The 19,252-nt window shown below is 47.0% G+C and carries 24 protein-coding genes; 16 read left to right on the top strand and 8 right to left on the bottom strand.

The window, feature by feature from the left end; all coding sequences use genetic code 11:
* Position 1: 1 nt before the first annotated feature.
* Positions 2–1,120, top strand: coding sequence for a 23S rRNA (uracil(747)-C(5))-methyltransferase RlmC (gene rlmC, locus JHC35_RS00610; RefSeq protein WP_295041429.1), 1,119 nt, complete (start codon positions 2–4; stop codon positions 1,118–1,120).
* Here the strand turns inward: rlmC and JHC35_RS00605 are convergent.
* A complete protein-coding gene (locus tag JHC35_RS00605; RefSeq protein WP_295041427.1) occupies positions 1,087–1,329 on the bottom strand; it encodes a hypothetical protein in 243 nt (80 codons plus the stop codon). The two genes, rlmC and JHC35_RS00605, sit on opposite strands and share 34 nt — an antisense overlap.
* A gap of 43 nt (positions 1,330–1,372) precedes the next feature.
* Between JHC35_RS00605 and JHC35_RS00600 the strand changes: the two genes are divergently transcribed.
* The 5 genes from JHC35_RS00600 to JHC35_RS00580 are packed head-to-tail and all read left to right on the top strand — an operon-like array spanning position 1,373 to position 3,944.
* Positions 1,373–1,954, top strand: a complete 582-nt coding sequence (locus tag JHC35_RS00600; protein ID WP_295041425.1) for a hypothetical protein — start codon at positions 1,373–1,375, stop codon at positions 1,952–1,954.
* On the top strand, positions 1,951–2,760 hold the full coding sequence (locus JHC35_RS00595) for a TIGR00282 family metallophosphoesterase (RefSeq protein WP_295041423.1): 810 nt from the start codon (positions 1,951–1,953) through the stop codon (positions 2,758–2,760). The genes JHC35_RS00600 and JHC35_RS00595 overlap by 4 nt, the downstream gene beginning before the upstream one ends.
* A gap of 3 nt (positions 2,761–2,763) precedes the next feature.
* Complete coding sequence (locus JHC35_RS00590; RefSeq protein ID WP_295041421.1) at positions 2,764–3,405, top strand: 3-methyladenine DNA glycosylase; 642 nt, start codon at positions 2,764–2,766, stop codon at positions 3,403–3,405.
* Positions 3,402–3,752: a VanZ family protein gene (locus tag JHC35_RS00585; protein ID WP_295041419.1), complete on the top strand. Its 351-nt coding sequence runs from the start codon at positions 3,402–3,404 to the stop codon at positions 3,750–3,752. The genes JHC35_RS00590 and JHC35_RS00585 overlap by 4 nt, the downstream gene beginning before the upstream one ends.
* 60 nt (positions 3,753–3,812) lie before the next feature.
* Positions 3,813–3,944, top strand: coding sequence for a hypothetical protein (locus tag JHC35_RS00580; protein WP_295041417.1), 132 nt, complete (start codon positions 3,813–3,815; stop codon positions 3,942–3,944).
* 212 nt (positions 3,945–4,156) lie between these two features.
* Here JHC35_RS00580 and JHC35_RS00575 read toward each other — a convergent pair whose 3' ends face one another.
* The 5 genes from JHC35_RS00575 to rho all read right to left on the bottom strand — a co-directional run bounded on the left by JHC35_RS00575 (position 4,157) and on the right by rho (position 8,816).
* Complete coding sequence (locus tag JHC35_RS00575) at positions 4,157–4,342, bottom strand: hypothetical protein (protein WP_295041415.1); 186 nt, start codon at positions 4,340–4,342, stop codon at positions 4,157–4,159.
* Between the two features lie 174 nt (positions 4,343–4,516).
* Positions 4,517–4,735, bottom strand: a complete 219-nt coding sequence (locus tag JHC35_RS00570; protein WP_295041413.1) for a cold-shock protein — start codon at positions 4,733–4,735, stop codon at positions 4,517–4,519.
* Positions 4,736–4,923: 188 nt separating this feature from the next.
* The gene (locus tag JHC35_RS00565; protein WP_295041411.1) at positions 4,924–6,582 is read right to left on the bottom strand and encodes a DNA polymerase III subunit gamma/tau; all 1,659 of its coding nucleotides are present in this window, start codon (positions 6,580–6,582) and stop codon (positions 4,924–4,926) included.
* Between the two features lie 19 nt (positions 6,583–6,601).
* On the bottom strand, positions 6,602–7,387 hold the full coding sequence (gene murI, locus JHC35_RS00560) for a glutamate racemase (RefSeq protein ID WP_295041409.1): 786 nt from the start codon (positions 7,385–7,387) through the stop codon (positions 6,602–6,604).
* A gap of 103 nt (positions 7,388–7,490) precedes the next feature.
* Entirely contained in the window at positions 7,491–8,816 is a 1,326-nt protein-coding gene (rho, locus tag JHC35_RS00555; RefSeq protein WP_295041407.1) for a transcription termination factor Rho, read from the bottom strand.
* Between the two features lie 197 nt (positions 8,817–9,013).
* Between rho and JHC35_RS00550 the strand changes: the two genes are divergently transcribed.
* On the top strand, positions 9,014–9,814 hold the full coding sequence (locus JHC35_RS00550; protein ID WP_295041405.1) for a formylglycine-generating enzyme family protein: 801 nt from the start codon (positions 9,014–9,016) through the stop codon (positions 9,812–9,814).
* Between the two features lie 3 nt (positions 9,815–9,817).
* On the opposite strand, the gene JHC35_RS00545 is transcribed toward JHC35_RS00550, so the two are convergent.
* The gene (locus JHC35_RS00545) at positions 9,818–10,225 is read right to left on the bottom strand and encodes a YchJ family metal-binding protein (RefSeq protein ID WP_295041403.1); all 408 of its coding nucleotides are present in this window, start codon (positions 10,223–10,225) and stop codon (positions 9,818–9,820) included.
* Between the two features lie 62 nt (positions 10,226–10,287).
* On the opposite strand from JHC35_RS00545, the gene rmuC reads away from it, so the two are divergent.
* The gene (gene rmuC, locus JHC35_RS00540) at positions 10,288–11,598 is read left to right on the top strand and encodes a DNA recombination protein RmuC (RefSeq protein ID WP_295041400.1); all 1,311 of its coding nucleotides are present in this window, start codon (positions 10,288–10,290) and stop codon (positions 11,596–11,598) included.
* Here rmuC and JHC35_RS00535 read toward each other — a convergent pair.
* Complete coding sequence (locus JHC35_RS00535) at positions 11,593–12,141, bottom strand: CDP-alcohol phosphatidyltransferase family protein (RefSeq protein WP_295041398.1); 549 nt, start codon at positions 12,139–12,141, stop codon at positions 11,593–11,595. The genes rmuC and JHC35_RS00535 overlap by 6 nt on opposite strands.
* Before the next feature lie 140 nt (positions 12,142–12,281).
* On the opposite strand from JHC35_RS00535, the gene JHC35_RS00530 reads away from it, so the two are divergent.
* From JHC35_RS00530 to JHC35_RS00495, 8 genes are read left to right on the top strand one after another with little or no spacing between them, the layout of a single operon-like run.
* Positions 12,282–12,920, top strand: a complete 639-nt coding sequence (locus JHC35_RS00530; RefSeq protein WP_295041396.1) for an OprD family outer membrane porin — start codon at positions 12,282–12,284, stop codon at positions 12,918–12,920.
* A complete protein-coding gene (locus JHC35_RS00525) occupies positions 12,917–13,489 on the top strand; it encodes a porin (protein ID WP_295041394.1) in 573 nt (190 codons plus the stop codon). Before JHC35_RS00530 ends, JHC35_RS00525 begins: the two co-directional genes overlap by 4 nt.
* Before the next feature lie 8 nt (positions 13,490–13,497).
* On the top strand, positions 13,498–13,737 hold the full coding sequence (locus JHC35_RS00520; RefSeq protein WP_295041392.1) for a FeoA family protein: 240 nt from the start codon (positions 13,498–13,500) through the stop codon (positions 13,735–13,737).
* Entirely contained in the window at positions 13,727–15,841 is a 2,115-nt protein-coding gene (gene feoB / locus JHC35_RS00515) for a ferrous iron transport protein B (RefSeq protein WP_295041390.1), read from the top strand. The genes JHC35_RS00520 and feoB overlap by 11 nt, the downstream gene beginning before the upstream one ends.
* Before the next feature lie 35 nt (positions 15,842–15,876).
* Positions 15,877–16,539 (top strand): response regulator transcription factor, encoded by a 663-nt coding sequence (locus JHC35_RS00510; RefSeq protein WP_295041388.1) that lies wholly within the window; start codon positions 15,877–15,879, stop codon positions 16,537–16,539.
* Positions 16,539–17,837 carry an ArsS family sensor histidine kinase gene (locus JHC35_RS00505; protein ID WP_295041386.1) on the top strand — a complete coding sequence of 433 codons (1,299 nt, stop codon included), beginning with the start codon at positions 16,539–16,541 and terminating at the stop codon, positions 17,835–17,837. Before JHC35_RS00510 ends, JHC35_RS00505 begins: the two co-directional genes overlap by 1 nt.
* The gene (gene surE, locus JHC35_RS00500; protein ID WP_295041384.1) at positions 17,838–18,605 is read left to right on the top strand and encodes a 5'/3'-nucleotidase SurE; all 768 of its coding nucleotides are present in this window, start codon (positions 17,838–17,840) and stop codon (positions 18,603–18,605) included.
* Positions 18,602–19,237: a tRNA threonylcarbamoyladenosine dehydratase gene (locus JHC35_RS00495; protein WP_295041472.1), complete on the top strand. Its 636-nt coding sequence runs from the start codon at positions 18,602–18,604 to the stop codon at positions 19,235–19,237. Before surE ends, JHC35_RS00495 begins: the two co-directional genes overlap by 4 nt.
* Positions 19,238–19,252 lie beyond the last annotated feature (15 nt).

Below are 19,252 nucleotides of genomic sequence, written 5' to 3'. Positions count from 1 at the left end.
TATGAGTTTTTGTTCTTACTTTGATGCCAATTTTTGTCACTCGTGCGGATGGATTGATTACCACTATGCCGAACAGCTAAAACTAAAAAGCGATCATCTTCACACACTACTAGATGCACACTCCCCAAGAGAGTGGCTTAAGCCTGCCACATCAACCCTCAAAGGATTTCGTAATAAGGCCAAAATGGTCGCTTCCCCTTCATGGGACGGTGTCGTACTCGGCATCGCCGAAGAGGTGAGTTTGATCGAATGTCCTCTGTATCCCGCATCCATGCAAAACGCACTTCATTTGATCCAAGAGTGGCTTCGCGGTTTGGGCGTCAAGGGGTATGATGTACGGTTGAGAAAAGGGGAACTGAAATATGTCCTCCTCACCCGTAGTCATTCCAGCGGGTCGATGATGCTCCGTTTTGTCCTTCGCTCTCACGGCATCATCGGACGGTTAAAAAACGGACTCGATGATTTAATGGAAAAAATCCCCGATCTACAAGTTGTTTCAGTCAATATCCAACCGGTACACATGGCGATTTTGGAAGGGGATGAGGAGATATTTCTTACCGAACAGGAGCGCATCGAAGAGCGGCTCAACAATGTCCCTCTCTTTATCCGTCCAAAAAGCTTTTTTCAAACCAATCCCGAAGTAGCCGAGAAACTTTACCGCACCGCAAGCGGATGGGTAAACGAGAGCAGCCCGAAATTGTTATGGGATCTGTTTTGCGGAGTAGGGGGGTTTGCTTTGCACTGTGCCACACCAGAGCGGTGTATTGTCGGGATCGAGATCGAGCGAGAGGCGATCGAATGTGCCCGTGATTCGGCCAAGATGCTGGAAATTGAGAGCATAGCGTTTGAGTCGCTCGATGCCGCAACCTTTAGCGCTACGTCGGGTGAGAAACCTGATTGTATTATCGTCAACCCTCCCCGTAGGGGATTGGGGGAACAGATTTGTAAATGGCTGGGGCGGATCGGCGCGGAGAGAATCCTCTATTCGAGCTGTAATGCGATGAGTTTAGCGAAAGATCTTGAGATGTTGGGCGGCTATGGGATCAACAGAGTTCAACTCTTCGATATGTTTCCGCATACCGCCCATTATGAAGTACTAGTGGAGTTGGTGCGAGAATAAAGTTCTCCGAATCGATCGAGGTAGGTGAGATAGAGCCGCACCTCGAATTCGAGCTGGACGTAGTCGTAGAGGGCTTTGTCGGTGCTCTGGTTATGGGTATCGGGATATTTGGCTAATAGACGCTCACCCAATCGATCGGCATCGATCAGTTCTTGAACCTGTTGACGTATCTCTTGGCTGTAATTGGCTAAGTATTTAAGCGATTGCATGCGTAATTGTAGTATAGTTTTACACTTTATCCAAAGGCCCATAATGGAACATCACAAGATTGACGAGCTTGTCGCCAAGATCAAAGCGCTCGAATCAGAGTTGGAAGTCGAATTGCATCAGGAATACGAAAAATTTACCTGTGAAATTACCAAAAAACGCGAAGAGCTTCTCGCTTCCTATCGACACGATCGCCAAGGGCTTATCTCTTATTTTGCGACCACTCCGATATTGCATCTGCTCAGCGCACCGGTGATTTGGGCGGTATTGATTCCGGCATTTGCTCTGGATCTGTTTGTCTGGGTGTATCAGGCGGTTTGCTTTCCCATCTATAAAATTGCCAAGGTTAAACGAAGCGAGTACATCATCATCGATCGCCATCAGCTCGGATACCTCAATGTTGTTGAGAAACTAAACTGCCTCTATTGCAGTTATTTCAACGGTTTGATGGGGTATATTTCAGAGATTGCCGCCCGTACTGAGCAGTATTGGTGTCCGATCCGTCATGCTTCGCGTGTCAAATCGATCCATTCACGCTATCAGCGGTTTTTTGAGTACGGAGACAGTACTCGATTCCGTCAGGAAGCGTCCGCATTACGACATGAACTCATAGAGGAGAACGAGTGAAAATAGCCTTTATCGGAGACATCGTCGGCCGTCCTGGACGGGTGATGATCAAAGAACACCTCATGAAACTCAGACGCGAACACGAGGTTGATTTCGTCGTTGCCAATTACGAAAACGCCTCTCACGGATTCGGGGTGACGATGAAAAACGCGCAGGAGCTTTTCGGCATGGGGATCGACTGCATGAGCGGCGGAAACCACACATGGGATAAAAAAGAGATCGAACCGTTGTTGGAATCACTGCCTCTTTTGCGCCCTCATAACTACCCTGAAGGGGTTAAGGGGACGGGATGCCGCGTATTTGAGGTAACGGGGGAGAAACTCGCCGTCCTCAATATCATGGGGCACTACGGGATGCCCTATGTCGACAACGCCTTTCGGTGCGCCCGCGATACGGTTGCACAGCTGAGAGAAGGGGGGATTGCGCATATTTTCCTCGATTTTCATGCCGAGGCGACCAGCGAAAAGCGCTCTATGCTGATGCTCCTCGCAGGAGAGGTAAGTGGGATCATCGGAACCCACACCCATGTGGGGAGTGATGATTTTCAGATTGTACGCGGGACGGCGTACATGAGCGATATCGGTCTCAGCGGATGCCGTGACAACGTCATCGGTATGGATTCAAAAGTACCGCTGGAACGCTTTATTACAGGGGTGTCTGGACGGTTCGAAGTGCCTGAAAAATGCCGCAAGATTCTCCAAATCGCGGTGATGAACCTCGAAGAGGGAAAATGCACCGAAGCCTTCAAGCTCAAAATCTTCGATGATGGACGCGTTTACAAAACCGATGCGTGGGTAGAGGAATAGTGGATGGAGTTGCAGGACTCTTGGGAACTTTTCAGCGCACTTGAAAAACTGAAACTTTTGGAGAACTCTCCGCCGTTGTGGTGGCCAGCGTATGGCACGTTTGAAGTCGTTGTTGGGGCGGTATTGACCCAAAACACGCAGTGGGAGCGGGTTCAAATCTCTCTGGACAATCTCCGAAACGCCGAGATTTTAGCCCCCGATCTCCTCGCTCAAGCCTATCCGGAAATTCTGATGGAGCTGATCCGCCCCAGCGGGCTGTTCAAAGCCAAAGCGTCCAATATCATCCGATTGTCTCACAATATGATCGAGGAGTTTGGCGATTTCGAAACTTTTGCTCTCTCGGTCGATCGCGACTGGCTGTTGCGCCAAAAAGGGGTTGGCCCTGAGACGGCGGATTCGATCCTCTGCTATGCGTGCGCCCGTCCCGCTATGGTCGTCGATGCCTATACGGCACGGCTTCTCAATGCGTTCGGATATGAGTTTGAGAGTTATGATGAGCTTCAGGAATGGTGTGAAGCGGGGATGAGAGGCTATTTCGACACGGTTCAGCTCCCTGCCGCATTTGCACGATTTCATGGGATGATATTGGAATATGTGAAGATGAATAGTCGGGGAAAAATAGTAAATGTCGAGATATTAGGATGAAAAATACTCTTCAAAAAATAGTATTTTACATAGCTTTTGGAGCAATCGAATACCTTGCCCTTACGTCCCGCCACATCGAAATCGTCGAGAGCTTTTGGGATAAACAAAACCATTTCATTGCGTTTTGTACTCTGTACGTCTTGCTGAGCTTGGCATACAGCCACTTTTCAACACGCCTCAAAATACTCCTCTTGCTTTTGGTCGGAATTCAAATCGAGATCACGCAGTATTTTATCCCCGCTCGGAGCTTTTCTGTGATGGATGTAGTCGCCGATAGTGTCGGGATCGTCATGGGGATTGGGATATACGCGTTGTATCAAAGATCACAACCGATTGTAAGCGAATGAGGCAAAGTGTGAACGACAGACACGCTATAATTTCGATGTTTTTAAGATATAGGAGAAACAATGATCCGTTTGGTTTTGGCAAGTATGATAGCAATGGTTATGTTGAACGGATGTACCGTGAAAGAGTTCAGTGACGGTGTGGGTGACGGAATCAACGATGTCAAACGTGTCGTTCGCGGGACCAATAACTGATCCCGTACCGCCCGCATCGATAATGAAGTTACGCATCGCGAAGGACGGAGATTCGTCAGGGGATAGAAGCATTTTCATGCTAACGCCGCGACCTGCTTTTTGGGGAGCTGCTTCGATGGTTTCGACCTGTTTGTGCAAAAACATAAGTACCTCGTATTTTCTAAATACAGGAGGGTAGCACAAAAAAATATAGGGGAGTTAAAAAGAGAGGCTCAGTCTCGGAGATTGAGCCAAGAGGGGGGATTGTCAAAGCAAAGTTCACTTTCGTGCCAATCGGTTTTTTCTCCGCTGCGTGCATGAAGCTGACCGCCGATAAGGGTGTATTGCAACCCTGTTACGTTACTGGTCAGTTTTTTCCCCTCTTTGAGTGCGTTTAAAACGGCTTCCTTGCTTTCCATGGTATATTCCTTTTAAATCGATTCGGAAAAACACCTAGTAGTGTCTTAGTAAAATGGATTCAATATGTGAATCTTCCGCATTTATGCGGAAAGCTTTAGGGGATTGCAAAGGACAAAATTGTCCTTGCCATCTAAATGGGCTTAGCTCATTTAGATGTGCAACACAAGTAGAAGTTACAGTGCGGTAACGTTTTCGGCTTGTGGGCCTTTTTCGCCTTGACCGACTTCATAAGTCACTTTTTGACCTTCTTCGAGGTTAACACGTCCGTAACCTGAACGATTTACTTGACGGAAGTGTACGAATACATCTTTGTCGCCGTTATCTTGTTGGATAAATCCAAACCCTTTTTCGCTGTTGAACCATTTTACGGTTCCATTTTGTAGTTCTGCCATGTGAGATCCTTTGGGTAGATATACACCCCGCAAGCGAGGTGGTCGAAAATATAAAGTGGAGCATTCTTATGGCAGATCGTACTGTTAACTAAAAGGTCTTCAATAAAGAGCAAACCAAAGATGAAACTCTAAATCATCTTTCTATGCAAGCAGTATAGCTGAAAAAAAGCTTAATAGCAAGGAAAAGGCTAAACTTTCGACTGCACGGTGATTTTAGTCGCTTCGAAAAGCGTCGCCGCTTTTTCAATCATCGGCTCTTTTAGAATATCGCTTCCGTCGAACTCTTTGACACTGCTCTCATCGCATTGGCTGACACAGCTTCCGATACCGATTTCCGCCTCTTCAATCATCGAATCGGGCACGATCTCGGCAAGAGGCTCATCGAGAGTGGGTTCTGAGGATTCCGAAGCGCTAAAGGGCTCTTCTGAAACACTCGGTGCAGGTTCCTCTTTGGGTGTTTTTGTGCATCCGTTGGATTTGATCTGGGTTGTAACCCCGTAAACGTCCCGAACGAACTGGCGGATGATGCCGAAACTGTTTTTGAGCAGCTCTTTGTCGTCCCCCTCGGCACAGCTCTCCCACGTGAGGGTATCGTTTTCGTAGGAAATAAAAGTGACATTGTTTCTAAAACACGCCCCCAGTTCGGCACTGCGGTCGCTGATCAGGACGCACAACTGCTCGTAAGGAGATTTGGTCGCAGGAGCGGCAGGGGTGACGTGGATGGTCGGAGCCTCATTTGCCGATACGCTTGTAGGAGGCGTTGGTGTTGATGAATGAAGAGTGACGCGGGATTCGAGCGACTCGATCATCTCGTCGATCTCTTTGATCTTGAGCGCTTCGATCATTTTAAACAGCGCAAGACTCACCACAAACCCGCCGTCGGCATTGATCGCAAAAAGGGTTTTCGCATCGCTGAGGATACGGAAAAAACGCTCAATAACCAATGGGCTGAACCGGTGATCCCCCTCATAAAGCCGCTCTTTGAGATAGGCGATCAGCTCATCGATCACCATCTCCGATTCATACGACTCGAGTTCTTGGAGCATTACCGTAAGCATTGAACGGTCTTTGGCAAAAACGGCGTCAAAAAGACGGCTGATATAATCGGGATCGAGAAGCCCCAACATATCGGCAACGGTTTTGACATCGACGAACCCTTTGGAATAGATGATCGCCTGATCGAGGAGGGTGAGGGTGTCGCGTAGACTTCCAGACCCGCTGCGTGCCAAAATATCGAGCGCTTCGGCTTGATACTCGATATTCTCCAAATGGAGGATATGGCTCAGATGGTGGACGATGTTGGGATGACTGATCCGTTTGAAACGAAAGTGCTGGGTACGGCTCAAAATCGTCGGAGGGAGTTTGAGCGGATCGGTCGTCGCGAGGATGAACTTGACGTATTCCGGCGGCTCTTCGAGGGTTTTGAGCAGTGCATTGTGCGCCTCTTTGGTGAGCATATGGACTTCGTCGATGATGAAGATTTTGACATTGGCGCTCGCAGGGCGGTATTTAGTATGTTCGATCAGATCGCGGATATCGTCGATCTTGCGGCTCGATGCGGCATCCATCTCGATGATGTCGATATGACGCCCTTCGTTTGCCATGACACAGTGGCTGCACACATCGCAAGGGGCGGAGGTAGGACCGTTTTCACAAATGAGCGATTTGGCAAAAATACGGGCGGTTGAGGTTTTCCCCGATCCGCGAAGACCTGAGAAGAGGTAGGCATGAGAGAGACGCTTGGAATCCAATGCGAGAGAGAGGGTTTGGGAGATACTCTCTTGTCCGATCAGCTCTTCGAAACGTCGAGGACGATATTTGAGTGCCAGTACTTCGGATGTGCTCACAGAATTTCCTTGAAATGTATTAGATAGAGTTTAACATGGTTACGCTAAATTTTTCGCCTAAGATTCTCTCAATCATCTCAGATTGAATATTTCCCGTAGCCAATATTTCGAGTGAAATGGAGCCTCGGTTGATATGTCCTTTTTGCTCCAGTAGAAAGAGGAGCCTTTTTGTGACCCCTTCGGCGCTGTCGACAAAGATGATCGGGTGTCCCATCACTTTTGCAATGCTCTCTTTGACTAAAGGATAGTGGGTGCATCCCAAAACAATCGTGTCGACGTTGGCGGAACGCATCGGTGAGAGCCATCCCTCCAGCATAGAGAGGGTCTCTTGCGTATCGGTTTTTCCTGCTTCGATTTGCTGGACGAGACCGGGGCAGGGCTGCTCAAAGACCTCTACATGGTAGTGGTTGCTCAGCATGGCGACGAGAGCTTTGTATTTTTCCCCCTCCAGCGTTGCAGGGGTGGCTAAGACGCCTACTTTTTTCGTCACGGAGTGGGAGATAGCCGGTTTGAGCCCCGGTTCGGTTCCGACGATGATAAGGTTCGGATATTTTTCCCGAAGTTCGGTAATCGCCGCAGAGGTGGCGGTATTGCACGCGACAACGAGGGCATCGATGCGGTGGTGTTCAACCAGATAGTCGGTGATGCGGATCGAATAGTCTAAAATTTGGTCTTTGGTTTTTTCGCCGTAAGGGGCATTTGCCGTATCGGCGATGTAGATGATCTGTGCTCCTCGCAGGAGTGAGCGCATAGTGGCGACGATTGTGAGACCTCCCAGTCCCGAATCGAATACGCCGATAGTCATTGGTGGTTAAATTTCTCCGGCACTTGTGCCGGTAGCTTCAGGGGGGGTGCAGAGGACATTCGTCCGGCCACTAAAATGGGTTTTGCTCATTTTGGTGTTGCCATTATTTGGAATCCGCGTTCATGCTCTCAAGAAATTCGATATTCGATTTTGATTTGAGCATCGTGTTGTAGAGGAAGCGGAGTGCTTCGACTTCATCCTCTTGTTTGTGAAGCATTGAACGAAGGACAAATACTTTTTGCAAGATTTCAGGGCCGATGAGAAGCTCCTCTTTACGGGTTCCCGATTTGAGAATATCGATCGCAGGGAAGATACGGCGATCGGAGATTTTACGGCTGAGGACGATCTCGGAGTTTCCGGTTCCTTTGAACTCTTCGAAAATGACTTCGTCCATACGGCTACCCGTCTCGACGAGAGCGGTTGCGATAATCGTCAAACTGCCTCCGTTTTCGATGTTACGCGCCGCACCGAAAAAGCGTTTCGGTTTGTGCAATGCGTTCGCATCGACCCCACCTGAGAGAACTTTTCCCGAACTTGGGGTGACGGTGTTGTACGCACGTGCTAGACGGGTGATCGAGTCGAGGAGGATGACAATGTCTTTGCCCAGCTCGACACGGCGTTTTGCCCGCTCGATGACCATTTCGGCCACTTTGACGTGATTTTTTGCCGGTTCGTCAAACGTGGAGCTGTAGACTTCTCCTTTAACAGAGCGCTCCATATCGGTAACCTCTTCAGGGCGCTCATCTACAAGGAGAACCATCAGCTCGATCTCGGGATGGTTGTTGGTGATACCATGCGCGATCTCTTTCATCAGTTCCGTTTTACCCGATCGGGGCGGTGCGACGATGAGACCGCGCTGCCCTTTACCGATCGGAGCGAAAAGATCCATCATACGACCGGTAAGTTTGGTCGGTTGGTACTCGAGTTTGATTTGCTCTAACGCATAAAGCGGTGTGAGGTTTTCGAAGAGAGGACGTTTTTTGGACTCTTCAGGAGGGAGGTAGTTGATCGCTTCGACTTTGAGGAGGGCGTAGTAGCGCTCTTGATCTTTTGGTGCGCGCACCTGTCCCGTGACGATATCCCCGTTACGGAGAGCAAAACGGCGGATTTGGGTGCTGGATACGTATGCGTCGTGCATCGAGTCGCTGAAGCTCTGATCGACGGCTCGGAGGAAGCCGTAACCGTCTTGCATGATCTCCAAAATACCGGTAAAGAGGATAAATCCCCCTTGCTGGACTTGTGTTTTGAGAATTTCAAAAATCAGATCTTGACGTTTGAGTTCGTTGGGGTCTTCGATATTGAGTGACGCAGCAATCTCGAGGAGATCTTCGAGCTTTTTGGTACGGAGGGCTTCAATCGTGAATCCGTCAACGGGGATATGGGTACGATTTTTCGAGTTATTGCGGGGAGTTTTTGAGTTTTCGCTCATGCGGTGAATGCCTTACTATAGAGTGTGGATTTTATCGGCGAGTTTTAGGTGAGATGTCATTGACAGGTCATTATTTTATGACGACATTATAAACTATAGCGAAGTGCCTTGTCAAGAAAAGAGGTGTTTCTAAAGTGTGAACGATTTTTGCTATATCATTGTCCAGAGATAAATAAACATATTTCAAAAGGTTCATCTTGTTCGATTTTTTAAAAAAGAAAAACAAAGCTGCTGAATCGGCGGAGACGGTAGAAACTCCCAGAGATTTTACCAATTCGATCGGTATGGAGTTTTTGTATATCGATGCCGGAGAGTTTATGATGGGGCGTAATCCCCAGTATAACGAAGGGGGAGAGGTTGAGTCCCCTGAACATCCTGTTAAGCTGGAGGGGTTTTGGATTTCGAAATACCCTGTGACGCAGGAGCAGTATTTTAAATTGACCCGTGTTAATCCCTCTTTTTTTAAAAATGACAAAGTAGAAGAAGAGAATTCCCGTCGCCATCCGGTAGAGCAAGTGAGCTGGTTTGATGCCAAAGCCTACGTGGAATTGATTAACCGTTATGAGGGAAAAACGCGCTTTTATGCGCTCCCTACCGAAGCGCAATGGGAATATGTCGCCAAAGCGGGGGGGAATACCCGATTTACTTTCGGAGACTCCGAAGCGCAGTTGGACGATTTCGCTATCTACGAATACACCGCAAATTCCCGTACGGCTGCTGTGGGATCGAAGCAGCCCAATCGGCTCGGGATTTATGATTTGCTCGGAAACGTATGGGAGTGGTGCGAGGATGATTTCTTTGCTAACTACAACGGCGCACCCACCGATGGAAGCCCTCGCATCGGCGGGGCGGAAGCCGAGTCGTTTAAGGTTCGGCGCGGAGGAAGTTATAAGACGGGTTATATGTGCCTTCGCAGTTCGTTTCGCGGATATTCCCGTCCCGATTATGCATCGAACGAAACGGGGTTTCGTTTGGTGATCAACGGAAATCCGTTTTAACCCTTACGATTCTTCACCAAAATCACCACTTTCATAAAGCCATTTTCCGTCTTCTTTGACGAAACGGCTTTTCTCTTTCATCGTATACTCTCCCAGCTTTGCTTCGAACGTGACGAACGCTTCATTCTCTCCGCCCGTAAATTCGAGGATTTTTAAACCGCTAAAATGGGTAGAACGGCAAAAAGAGAGGATACTCTCTTTCCATTCCGCGCTATTCGGGGAAAAGTCGGGATTGGCAGGGTGGGTGGTTTTCATAATGTATTCAGCCATTTCCAGAACGTAGGCACTGTAGCGTGAACGCATCAGTAACATCGCGTTGAAAGGGAGTATCCCTTTGTGGTAGGGTTGGCAGCACTGTTTGTATTTTTTGCCACTGTGGCAGGGGCAGGGAGTATTGGGAGATATCTTCATGCCGTATCTTACAAAATGACATCTTTTTAACCTCTTAGCCGCAATGGGCTATAATCTCTTCCATGATATACGAAATAACGACCATAATAGCCTTTGCCGCCGCCGGAACACTCGGATGGATGTGGAACCAATCCCGCCAACACTACGCGCTCCTCGAAACGCGCGCACTTCAACTCCAAGAGCTCTATGCGCAGGAGCAAACCCTCAAAGCAAGACTTCAAACTCAGCTTGATACCACTGAAAAAGAGTATCACGCGTTGGAACGCGATTACGCGGTACTCCATACCCGCCACGAGGAGTCCTCACGAAGTTTCGAAGAGAAAATTCGCCTTTTAGACGAAGCCAAAGGGCAGATGAAAGTGCAGTTTGAACAACTGGCGGCACAGATTTTCGAGCAAAAAGCAAAAACGTTTGATGAAGCGCATACCAAAGGGCTTGATTTGCTCCTCAAACCGTTTCGTGAACAGATTGCGCAGTTCGCGACCCAGAGCAAAGAGCAGTTTATCCACGATGCTAAAGAGCGCCAAAGCATCAAGGATGAAATCCTCCGTCTCAAAACCCTCAATGAACGGCTCAGCCAAGATGCGATTAATCTCACCCAAGCCCTGAAGGGGGAGAACAAAACCCAGGGGAGCTGGGGGGAAATCGTCCTAGAGCGTATCCTCGAAGAATCAGGATTGCGAGAGGGGCATGAGTATGAGATCCAAAGCACTCTGAGTGATGAGGAGGGAAAAAAATTCCGTCCCGATGTTATCGTTCATCTGCCGCAGAACAAAGACATCATTATCGATTCCAAAGTTTCTCTCGTTGCGTACGATGCATTTATCCGTGCCGAAAATGAAGAGGAGCGTTCTCACGCCCTCAAACAACACCTCTTCTCCATTCACTCTCATATCAAAGGGCTCAGTAATAAACGCTACGAACAGCTCAGCGGAATTCGAACGCTCGATTTTGTCCTCCTTTTTATGCCGATCGAGGGGGCATTTCTCCTCGCACTGGAGCAGGATAATACTTTCTTTAAAACAGCATACGAGCAAAACATTGTCGTCGTCTCTCCTTCCACACTTCTCGTGACTCTTCGCACCATCGAGCATATTTGGCGAAGCGAGTACCAAGAACGCAATGCCAAAGCGATTGCTGAATCGGCCGAAGCGTTGTATGAGAAACTGGTGGCGTTTGTCGAAGATATGGAAAAAATCGGCGAACAAATCGGACGGACGCAGAAAAGTTATGAGGGGGCGATGAACAAACTCTCCACCGGAAAAGGGAATTTGATTCGCCGTGTCGAGTCGATGCGAAAATTGGGATTGAAGCCGAAGAAGATGTTGCCCTCATCCCTCACGGAAGCAGACGAGGACGAAACACTGTTATAAGTGCGGAATTTTCACCTTTGAATTCAACAATGCACCGATGACAACCATCAAAATCATCACGGCATAAACTCCGATATAAGCTGATCCGAGCCACACGATCCACAAGAATATCGCTCCAAGGGGTGTCGGTACCCCTGTAAAAAACTTCGCTACTTCTCCCGCATCGGTGTTGATGTTGAACTGAATCAGACGGCGAAGCCCGCTGATGACGTAATAGATCGAAATCATTGATGCGACGATCAATAATACCCCTGAAAGCTGTGAGTAGACCCCTTGGAAAATAAAAAAGGTTGGTACGAGGACGAAGCTCAAGAAATCGGCGAAGGAGTCGAGCTGAACGCCGAATTCGTTAGAGAGATTGTATTTACGAGCAACTTTTCCGTCAAAAATATCGAATGCTCCCCCTGCCCACGCTAGTGCCGCAGCGATAACAAAATGATTTTGAGTAATACTGTAAGTAGCTAAAAGACCGCAGGTGATATTGGCCATCGTAATGAGATTAGCAAGGTTGAAGTGACTGGTAGAACGCCAGAGAAATTGCATAAAAGTCCTATTGGTGTATTATTTGGTTTGAAATTATAGCTAAAGCAGAAAAAATGACATAATTGAAAAGGGTTATCATTATTAAGAATAGTATAAGTTGATAATGAATATCATTCTGTAACATGTAAAGAGGGAAAACAATGAAAAAAGTAATAGTTCTGAGCATGGCTGCAGTTGTCGTATTGAGTGCAAGCGGTATTGACGATGCATTCAAGAGTGGAAAAGTGAGCGGACAACTTCGTGCGGCATATGTGGATCAAGACAATGCGGTCGATACCGATACTTATACGACATCATTGGGTGGTATTTTCAAATACGAAAGTGGCGATTGGAACGGGTTGAAAGTAGGAATCGGTTCTTATATTAGTCAAAAAATCGGATTTGCAACGGGGGATGGCGATAATGCAAATATGGACGTTTTGTCCAATAATGCAAAATCGTATGTATATGTCGGTGAAGCGTATATCGATTACAGTGGAAATGATTTCAGTTTACGTATCGGGCGGCAGTTGATCGACACCCCTTTAGCCAATACGGATGACATCCGTATGCATCCCAATACATTCGAAGCGGCCATCGCGACTTACAGCGGAATTGATAAAACGACATTGATCGGCGGTTGCATCAAACGTTGGGCCGGTTATGATTCTGGTGATGACATATCTGAATTTAAAAGACTCAACAGGGGAAACAGTAATGGATCATCGCTTTTTGGTGTGACTAATGAGAGTATTGAAAATCTGGCATTGCAAGATGGTATTACGAAATTGACAACATGACAAATGTTTTTTACGGAGATGCGACCTACTCTTTGGCTATCAATGAGGGAATGGGAGTCGAGTTCTCAGGACAATATGGCCGTTTTAACGAACTCTATGCAAGCAATATTGATGGCAATGTGTATGGAACAAATGTAAATCTCAGTATTGGAATGGTAACTTTCGGTGCTGCATACAACAAAGCAACCAATGACAGTGGAAAAGCGGTCTCTATCGGATTTGGGGGAGGGCCGTATTACACATCCATGGAAGAGATGACGATTAATGGTATGGAGGATGCACGAGCATATCAATTAAACGCATCGATTGATATGGCGGATGCAGGAATTGAAGGGGCTACTTTGAGCGTACGGTACGGAAATTTTAAAAGTGCACCGATGGATATTAAGGTTCGAGAGACCGATCTGATTGCAGCCTACGCTATCAATGAAGCACTCACCGCCAAAATGAGCTATGCCATGATTGATGATAAAAATAAAAATATCGCGAATACGTCACCGGATGGAAGCAACATCCCATACGATGGTGGATATGACCGCTTTTTGGTTCGTTTGAGCTATAACTTCTAAGGATTACTATGAAAACGATGACGCTTTTAAGTGCATGCACCAAGGGAGAGCATGCAACGGTTGCAAAGATCAATGCTACTGGCGCGTTAAAACAAAGGCTTATTTCGTTTGGATTGATGAAAGGTGCTGAGATTGTCATCCTCGAATGCGGTCTTACTAAAAGTACGTTTGAGATAAAAATCGGGAGTGTTAATATTGCTCTTCGCCGTGAAGAAGCAGAGCTAATCGAGGTGTGTGATGTCCGCTAACAAAAAAATAACCGTAGCCCTTGTCGGACAGCCGAACGTCGGAAAAAGTATGTTGATCAACTCGATCGGCAATGCGCGGCTGCATGTCGGAAATTTCACGGGGGTAACGGTTGAAAAAACCGTCGTGACGTTTGAATACGGCGGATACGAATTTAGTGTCGTCGATTTGCCCGGAACATATGCTTTTACCGATTATTCGATCGAAGAGCGGGTGACACACGATTATTTGTGTCATGAAGAGTATGATTTGATCATCAATGTCGTCGATTCAACGAATATGGAGAAAAACCTCCAATTGAGTGCAGAATTGATGACGATGAGCAAAAAAATGGTGATCGCACTCAATATGTCCGATGAAGCGGACAAAGAGGGGATCGAGATTAATGCTCCCTATCTATCGCAACTCTTGGGGATCCCGTGTATTCGGGTTTCTGCAGCGGCAAAAACTGGGTTGGATGAATTGATGCGCTCCGTGATAAATGTATATGAGACACCGTTCCAAGAACAAAAATTGGTGTTTAGTGAAGCACTCGAGGAGGAGATCAAGCTGATCAGCGAATATTTGGATCGCCATAAATTCAAAGCTTCGATCTCTAATCGTAACATCGCCATCAATTTGCTTCAGAAAGAGAAAAAAACGTATCGAGTATTGCATGATAACCCGATTTGGACCGAATTGCAGCCGATGTTGATCGAAGCGGATCGTCATGTTTTGCTCCATCACGATACCGATGATATGAAAGAGGCCTTGGCCGAAGAGTACCTCTCCTACAATCGGGGGATCATCGCCGAAGCGGTGAAAGTGAAGCCGAAAATGCTTCACGCGAAAACAACGACCGAAAAAATCGATAGCGTTCTGATCCATCCGATTGCAGGAATTCCTATTTTCTTGTTTTTAATGTGGGGATTATTTCAGCTCACTTTTGAGATCGGTTCGATTCCGATGGATTGGATCGATACCTTTTTCGGATGGTTCGGTGCGTTGGTTGGTTCAACGATTAGTAATGAAGAGATACGCTCTTTGGTCGTAGACGGGGTAATCAGCGGGGTCGGTGCGGTTGTCCTTTTTGTTCCGAACATTGTGATTTTGTTCGTCGGTATCGCGTTGCTTGAATCGACGGGGTATATGTCGCGCGTCGCGTTTTTATTGGATGGGTTTTTCCATAAATTCGGGCTTCACGGACAGTCGTTCATTCCGCTGGTAACCGGGTTCGGATGCTCTATCCCTGCCTACATGTCGGCACGTATTTTGAAAAATGACCGCGACCGTCTTTTGACATTGTTTGTCATAGGATTTATGAGCTGCGGGGCACGTCTTCCGGTCTATGTTCTTTTTACCGGGGCATTTTTCGGTCCCGAGATGGCGGGAAATGTGCTGTTTGGAATCTATATCCTCGGTGCAATGATCGGTTTGGTAGCGGCAAAAGTGTTGAAAATGACGGCATTTAAAGGTTCTGATGAGCCGTTTGTCATGGAGATGCCAAAATACCGTCTCCCTTCCGTCAAATTAATTTGGCACACGGTAGTGACCAAGACAATGATGTACCTCAAAAAAGCGGGGACATTTATCGCTGCCGCATCGTTGCTGGTATGGTTTCTCAGCACCTATCCAAAAGATGCGTCTTTAGACAAACTCTATGGAACGAAGATCGAAGCCGCAGCATCGGAAGATGCTAAAAAATCGCTTAAAAATCAATTGGCAGAAGCGCAGTTGGAGCAGAGCTTTTTAGGACATATCGGTCATGCGATCGAACCGGTTTTCGCACCGTTGGGCTTTGACTGGAAAATGGCGGTAGCGTTGCAGACGGGATTGGCAGCCAAAGAGGTTGTTGTTTCGACAATGGGGGTATTGTACTCACTCGGAAGTGATGCGACAGAGGAAGATCATTCACTGATCGCTACCATTAGCTCTCAGATACCGTTTGCCTCTGCAGTGGCGTTTGTGGTTGTCATCATGACCTATCTGCCGTGCTTGGCTGCTTCGGTTGTTTTTACCCGAGAAGCGGGCGGAATCAAATACTTCGGATATTTGTTCGTCTTTACTTCGATTGTGGCATATACATTGGCGTTTCTAGCGTATCATGCGGTATTGTGGATAGGTTAGGAAATCATTAACCCTCTGTGCGTTACAATAACGGCATGAATAAAATATTAATGATTGAAGATGATCTCGAGCTTGCCGAGATCCTCACCGAGTTTTTGGAACAGTACGAATTCAAAGTGACGACGGAAGACGATCCGTTCAAAGCGCTCAGTATCCTCAAACTTGAGCAGTTTGATGCGGTCATTTTGGATCTGACGCTACCGGGAATGGACGGTTTGGAAGTGTGTGAAGCGATTCGCGCGCGTCAGAATATCCCGATTATTATCTCATCAGCCCGTTCGGACGTGACTGACAAGATCAACGCTCTCGAACTCGGTGCCGATGATTATCTCCCAAAACCGTATGATCCGCGCGAACTGGTTTCTCGCATCCATTCGGTTCTACGCCGATACGATGCCGCTTCGATTGCCGCATCTGAGAGCGCATGCGATTTTAAACTCAACGAATCCGCGATGCAAATCAGCTACAAAAACCGTCCGTTGGAACTCACCAATGCCGAATACGGTATCTTGGCGCACATGATTAAAAAACAGGGGATGGTGGTTTCGCGAGAGGATCTCATCCATAACGTCTCCGCGATCAATGAAGATTCCTCAAATAAAAGCATCGATGTGATGATGGGGCGAATCCGTAATAAACTCGGAGATAAATCTCTCATTGAGTCAATTCGCGGTATCGGCTATAAACTCCTAAAATAATGGTAAAAAATAACGCAGTATTAGCAACGGTCATGTTTGCATTTGCGGTTTCGGTCGCGAGTGTGAGCTTCACGTTTTATCAGCTCTATGAGAATAACCGTACCAAGCATATTGACAGTATTTTTGCCAAGCACGCGCTGATCAGTCAGATTTATCACTCCTACATCAACAAACAAATTTCACAACCTGTGTTTGAAGCCAATTTGGCTTTTTACGATTTGGAAGAGATTAATCAAGAAGGTGCGTATACCAAGGTAATACGTCAAGGGAAAGTACTCAAAAGTGATGCAAGCGCCGAAGAAGCAGTCTCTCAGTACTCCCTTCCGGAAGCGTCGTTTGAGATGCATTCGCCGCAGCAGATTATTACGTCAATGATCGAATATCAAGATCATATCTATTTTTGGGTGGAATCTTCTCGTCGCACGATTTTGTTATTGGACCGCAATCTCGCTCCCTATCATCCGGTGAATTTGTTGTCTGCATATGCAACGCTCATCGGCATCTTGAGTATCGCCTTTGCGTTGATTATTTATCGGCTTCATCCGCTTCGCAGACTGCGTAAACAAATTGCCTGTTTCGGCGAAGGGGACATGGGGGTACGTTTCGGTATTGACGGCAATGATGAGATCGCTTTGATCGCCAACGAACTCGAATCGACCCAAAATAAAATCCGCTCGTTGATCGAATCTCGCACCCTCTTTTTGCGTAATATTATGCACGAGCTCAAAACTCCGATCGCTAAAGGGCGGATTGTCACGACCATGCTCAGCGATGAAAAGCAGCGGGGGCGCTTTGAGGGGATTTTTGAGCGGCTTGAATCGCTGATCGGCGAATTCGCTCTCATCGAAGAGATCACCTCCGGCAATCAGTATCTTGAGAAAAAAGAGTACCGTCTTGTCGATATTATTGACGGTGCGATCGATATGGCTATGGTGGAATACGATGCGATCGAGCATTCGATCGATACGTCGGTCAAAATCGAGGTTGATTATCGGTTATTTGTGACGGCAGTTAAAAATTTGATCGATAATGCGATCAAATATTCTCCCGAAAAAAAGATGAAAATATGGATGGAAGGGGAAGAGATTATTTTTGCCAATGAGGGCGAACCTCTTAAAAAACCTTTGAACTTTTATATTGAACCTTTCACCAAAGAACATCCGACAAAAGACAGTTTTGGATTGGGACTTTACATAGTCGATGCGATTTTGAAAGCACATAATTATGTTTTGGCGTATGAGCGACGTGACAATATTAACTGTTTTATTTGTGTACCAGTCAAGTCCAAAAGGAAATAGATGAAAAAAATTTTGATTACAAACGATGATGGATACGAATCAGCCGGTTTGTTAGCACTCGTAGAAGCATTAGAAGGGTTGGGACAAATTACCGTTGTTGCCCCATCAACTGAAAAATCGGCGTGCGGACACTCGTTGACATTGACGCGACCGCTCAGTTTTATCAGTGTCGGAGACGATTTTTATAAACTCGATGACGGGACGCCGAGCGATTGTGTCTATTTGGCACTACATTCGATGTTTGAGGATTCTAAGCCTGACTTGCTCATTAGCGGGATCAACAAAGGTTCCAACATGGGTGAAGACATCACCTACTCAGGGACGGCGGCAGCGGCGATGGAAGCGGTATTGCACGGTGTCCCCGCTATCGCTATCTCTCAGGTGATGGATTTTACTCAGCCTATCGGTGATTTTACCTTGGCAAAGCGGGCGATTCGTCACCTTGCCGACAAAGTTTTGAATGGAAGTTTCCCTTTGAATGAGCGCGAATTTCTAAACGTCAATATCCCCCATGAGGTAGAAGAACTTGAATTTGAAGTGACCTATGCGGGACACCGGTTCTATGCGAACGATGCCCATCTGCACCGTAACCCTCGCGGTATGGAGTATTATTGGCTTGGATTGCATCCGTTGGAATACAAACCGCGCGATAACCGCAAGGCATTGTGCGATTTCGAAGCAATCGAAGCAGGGAAAGTCTCACTCACTCCGATCAAGCTCGATATGAGTGCCTATAAATCGATGCAAGCGTTGCGAGAGTGGCTTTGAGACACGTTCGTACCAAGCTTGTTTTCGGTGACGAGGCATTTGAAAAACTCCGAAGTGCGAAAATTCTCCTCCTCGGTGTCGGAGGAGTAGGGAGTTTTTGTCTCGATTGTCTCTATCGCAGCGGTGTTCACGATATCACGATTATCGATTTTGACCGTTATGATCTCTCCAACCAAAACCGCCAGATGCACTCCGAAGAACATGAGGGAGAGCTCAAGGTGGAAGCGCTCAAAATCCACTATCCCGAAGTGATTGCGATCAGCGATAAAATCACCCCCGAATGGGTCGAGGAATTCGATTTTGAACCGTATGATTTGGTTCTTGATGCGATTGACGATATGCGTGCCAAACTTGCGCTCATCCAAAAATGTTATCCCAAGCTTATATCTTCCGTCGGTTCTGCCAAGAGGCTTGATCCGACCAAAATCGAAGTGCGCTCCATCTGGAAAACCGAAGGGGACCCGTTTGCGTCAAAAATCCGCAATGAACTGCGCAAGCGAAAGTTCAAAGGGGATTTCAGCTGTATCTGCTCTACTGAACTTCCGTGTATCAAAGAAAAGGGAAGCTTCGTAGGAGTAACGGGAGCTTTTGGCTTAGCGATGTGTTCTCTGGCATTGCGGAAAATAGTATAATTAATACATCAAATA

Source organism: Sulfuricurvum sp., from assembly GCF_022759005.1.
GTDB lineage: Bacteria > Campylobacterota > Campylobacteria > Campylobacterales > Sulfurimonadaceae > Sulfuricurvum.
This window is presented reverse-complemented; position numbering and strand designations above follow the sequence as displayed.

What these genes read in the sequence shown, in the direction of transcription:
- JHC35_RS00505 (WP_295041386.1), top strand. Translation starts at nt 16,539, where the DNA reads ATGGTAAAAAATAACGCAGTATTAGCAACGGTCATGTTTGCATTTGCG.
- rmuC (WP_295041400.1), top strand. Translation starts at nt 10,288, where the DNA reads ATGATATACGAAATAACGACCATAATAGCCTTTGCCGCCGCCGGAACA.
- JHC35_RS00570 (WP_295041413.1), bottom strand. Translation starts at nt 4,735, where the DNA reads ATGGCAGAACTACAAAATGGAACCGTAAAATGGTTCAACAGCGAAAAA.
- surE (WP_295041384.1), top strand. Translation starts at nt 17,838, where the DNA reads ATGAAAAAAATTTTGATTACAAACGATGATGGATACGAATCAGCCGGT.
- rlmC (WP_295041429.1), top strand. Translation starts at nt 2, where the DNA reads ATGAGTTTTTGTTCTTACTTTGATGCCAATTTTTGTCACTCGTGCGGA.
- JHC35_RS00575 (WP_295041415.1), bottom strand. Translation starts at nt 4,342, where the DNA reads ATGGAAAGCAAGGAAGCCGTTTTAAACGCACTCAAAGAGGGGAAAAAA.
- murI (WP_295041409.1), bottom strand. Translation starts at nt 7,387, where the DNA reads ATGACTATCGGCGTATTCGATTCGGGACTGGGAGGTCTCACAATCGTC.
- JHC35_RS00590 (WP_295041421.1), top strand. Translation starts at nt 2,764, where the DNA reads ATGGAGTTGCAGGACTCTTGGGAACTTTTCAGCGCACTTGAAAAACTG.
- JHC35_RS00530 (WP_295041396.1), top strand. Translation starts at nt 12,282, where the DNA reads ATGAAAAAAGTAATAGTTCTGAGCATGGCTGCAGTTGTCGTATTGAGT.
- JHC35_RS00520 (WP_295041392.1), top strand. Translation starts at nt 13,498, where the DNA reads ATGAAAACGATGACGCTTTTAAGTGCATGCACCAAGGGAGAGCATGCA.
- JHC35_RS00525 (WP_295041394.1), top strand. Translation starts at nt 12,917, where the DNA reads ATGACAAATGTTTTTTACGGAGATGCGACCTACTCTTTGGCTATCAAT.
- JHC35_RS00585 (WP_295041419.1), top strand. Translation starts at nt 3,402, where the DNA reads ATGAAAAATACTCTTCAAAAAATAGTATTTTACATAGCTTTTGGAGCA.
- JHC35_RS00600 (WP_295041425.1), top strand. Translation starts at nt 1,373, where the DNA reads ATGGAACATCACAAGATTGACGAGCTTGTCGCCAAGATCAAAGCGCTC.
- JHC35_RS00545 (WP_295041403.1), bottom strand. Translation starts at nt 10,225, where the DNA reads ATGAAGATATCTCCCAATACTCCCTGCCCCTGCCACAGTGGCAAAAAA.
- rho (WP_295041407.1), bottom strand. Translation starts at nt 8,816, where the DNA reads ATGAGCGAAAACTCAAAAACTCCCCGCAATAACTCGAAAAATCGTACC.
- feoB (WP_295041390.1), top strand. Translation starts at nt 13,727, where the DNA reads ATGTCCGCTAACAAAAAAATAACCGTAGCCCTTGTCGGACAGCCGAAC.
- JHC35_RS00580 (WP_295041417.1), top strand. Translation starts at nt 3,813, where the DNA reads ATGATCCGTTTGGTTTTGGCAAGTATGATAGCAATGGTTATGTTGAAC.
- JHC35_RS00510 (WP_295041388.1), top strand. Translation starts at nt 15,877, where the DNA reads ATGAATAAAATATTAATGATTGAAGATGATCTCGAGCTTGCCGAGATC.
- JHC35_RS00605 (WP_295041427.1), bottom strand. Translation starts at nt 1,329, where the DNA reads ATGCAATCGCTTAAATACTTAGCCAATTACAGCCAAGAGATACGTCAA.
- JHC35_RS00535 (WP_295041398.1), bottom strand. Translation starts at nt 12,141, where the DNA reads ATGCAATTTCTCTGGCGTTCTACCAGTCACTTCAACCTTGCTAATCTC.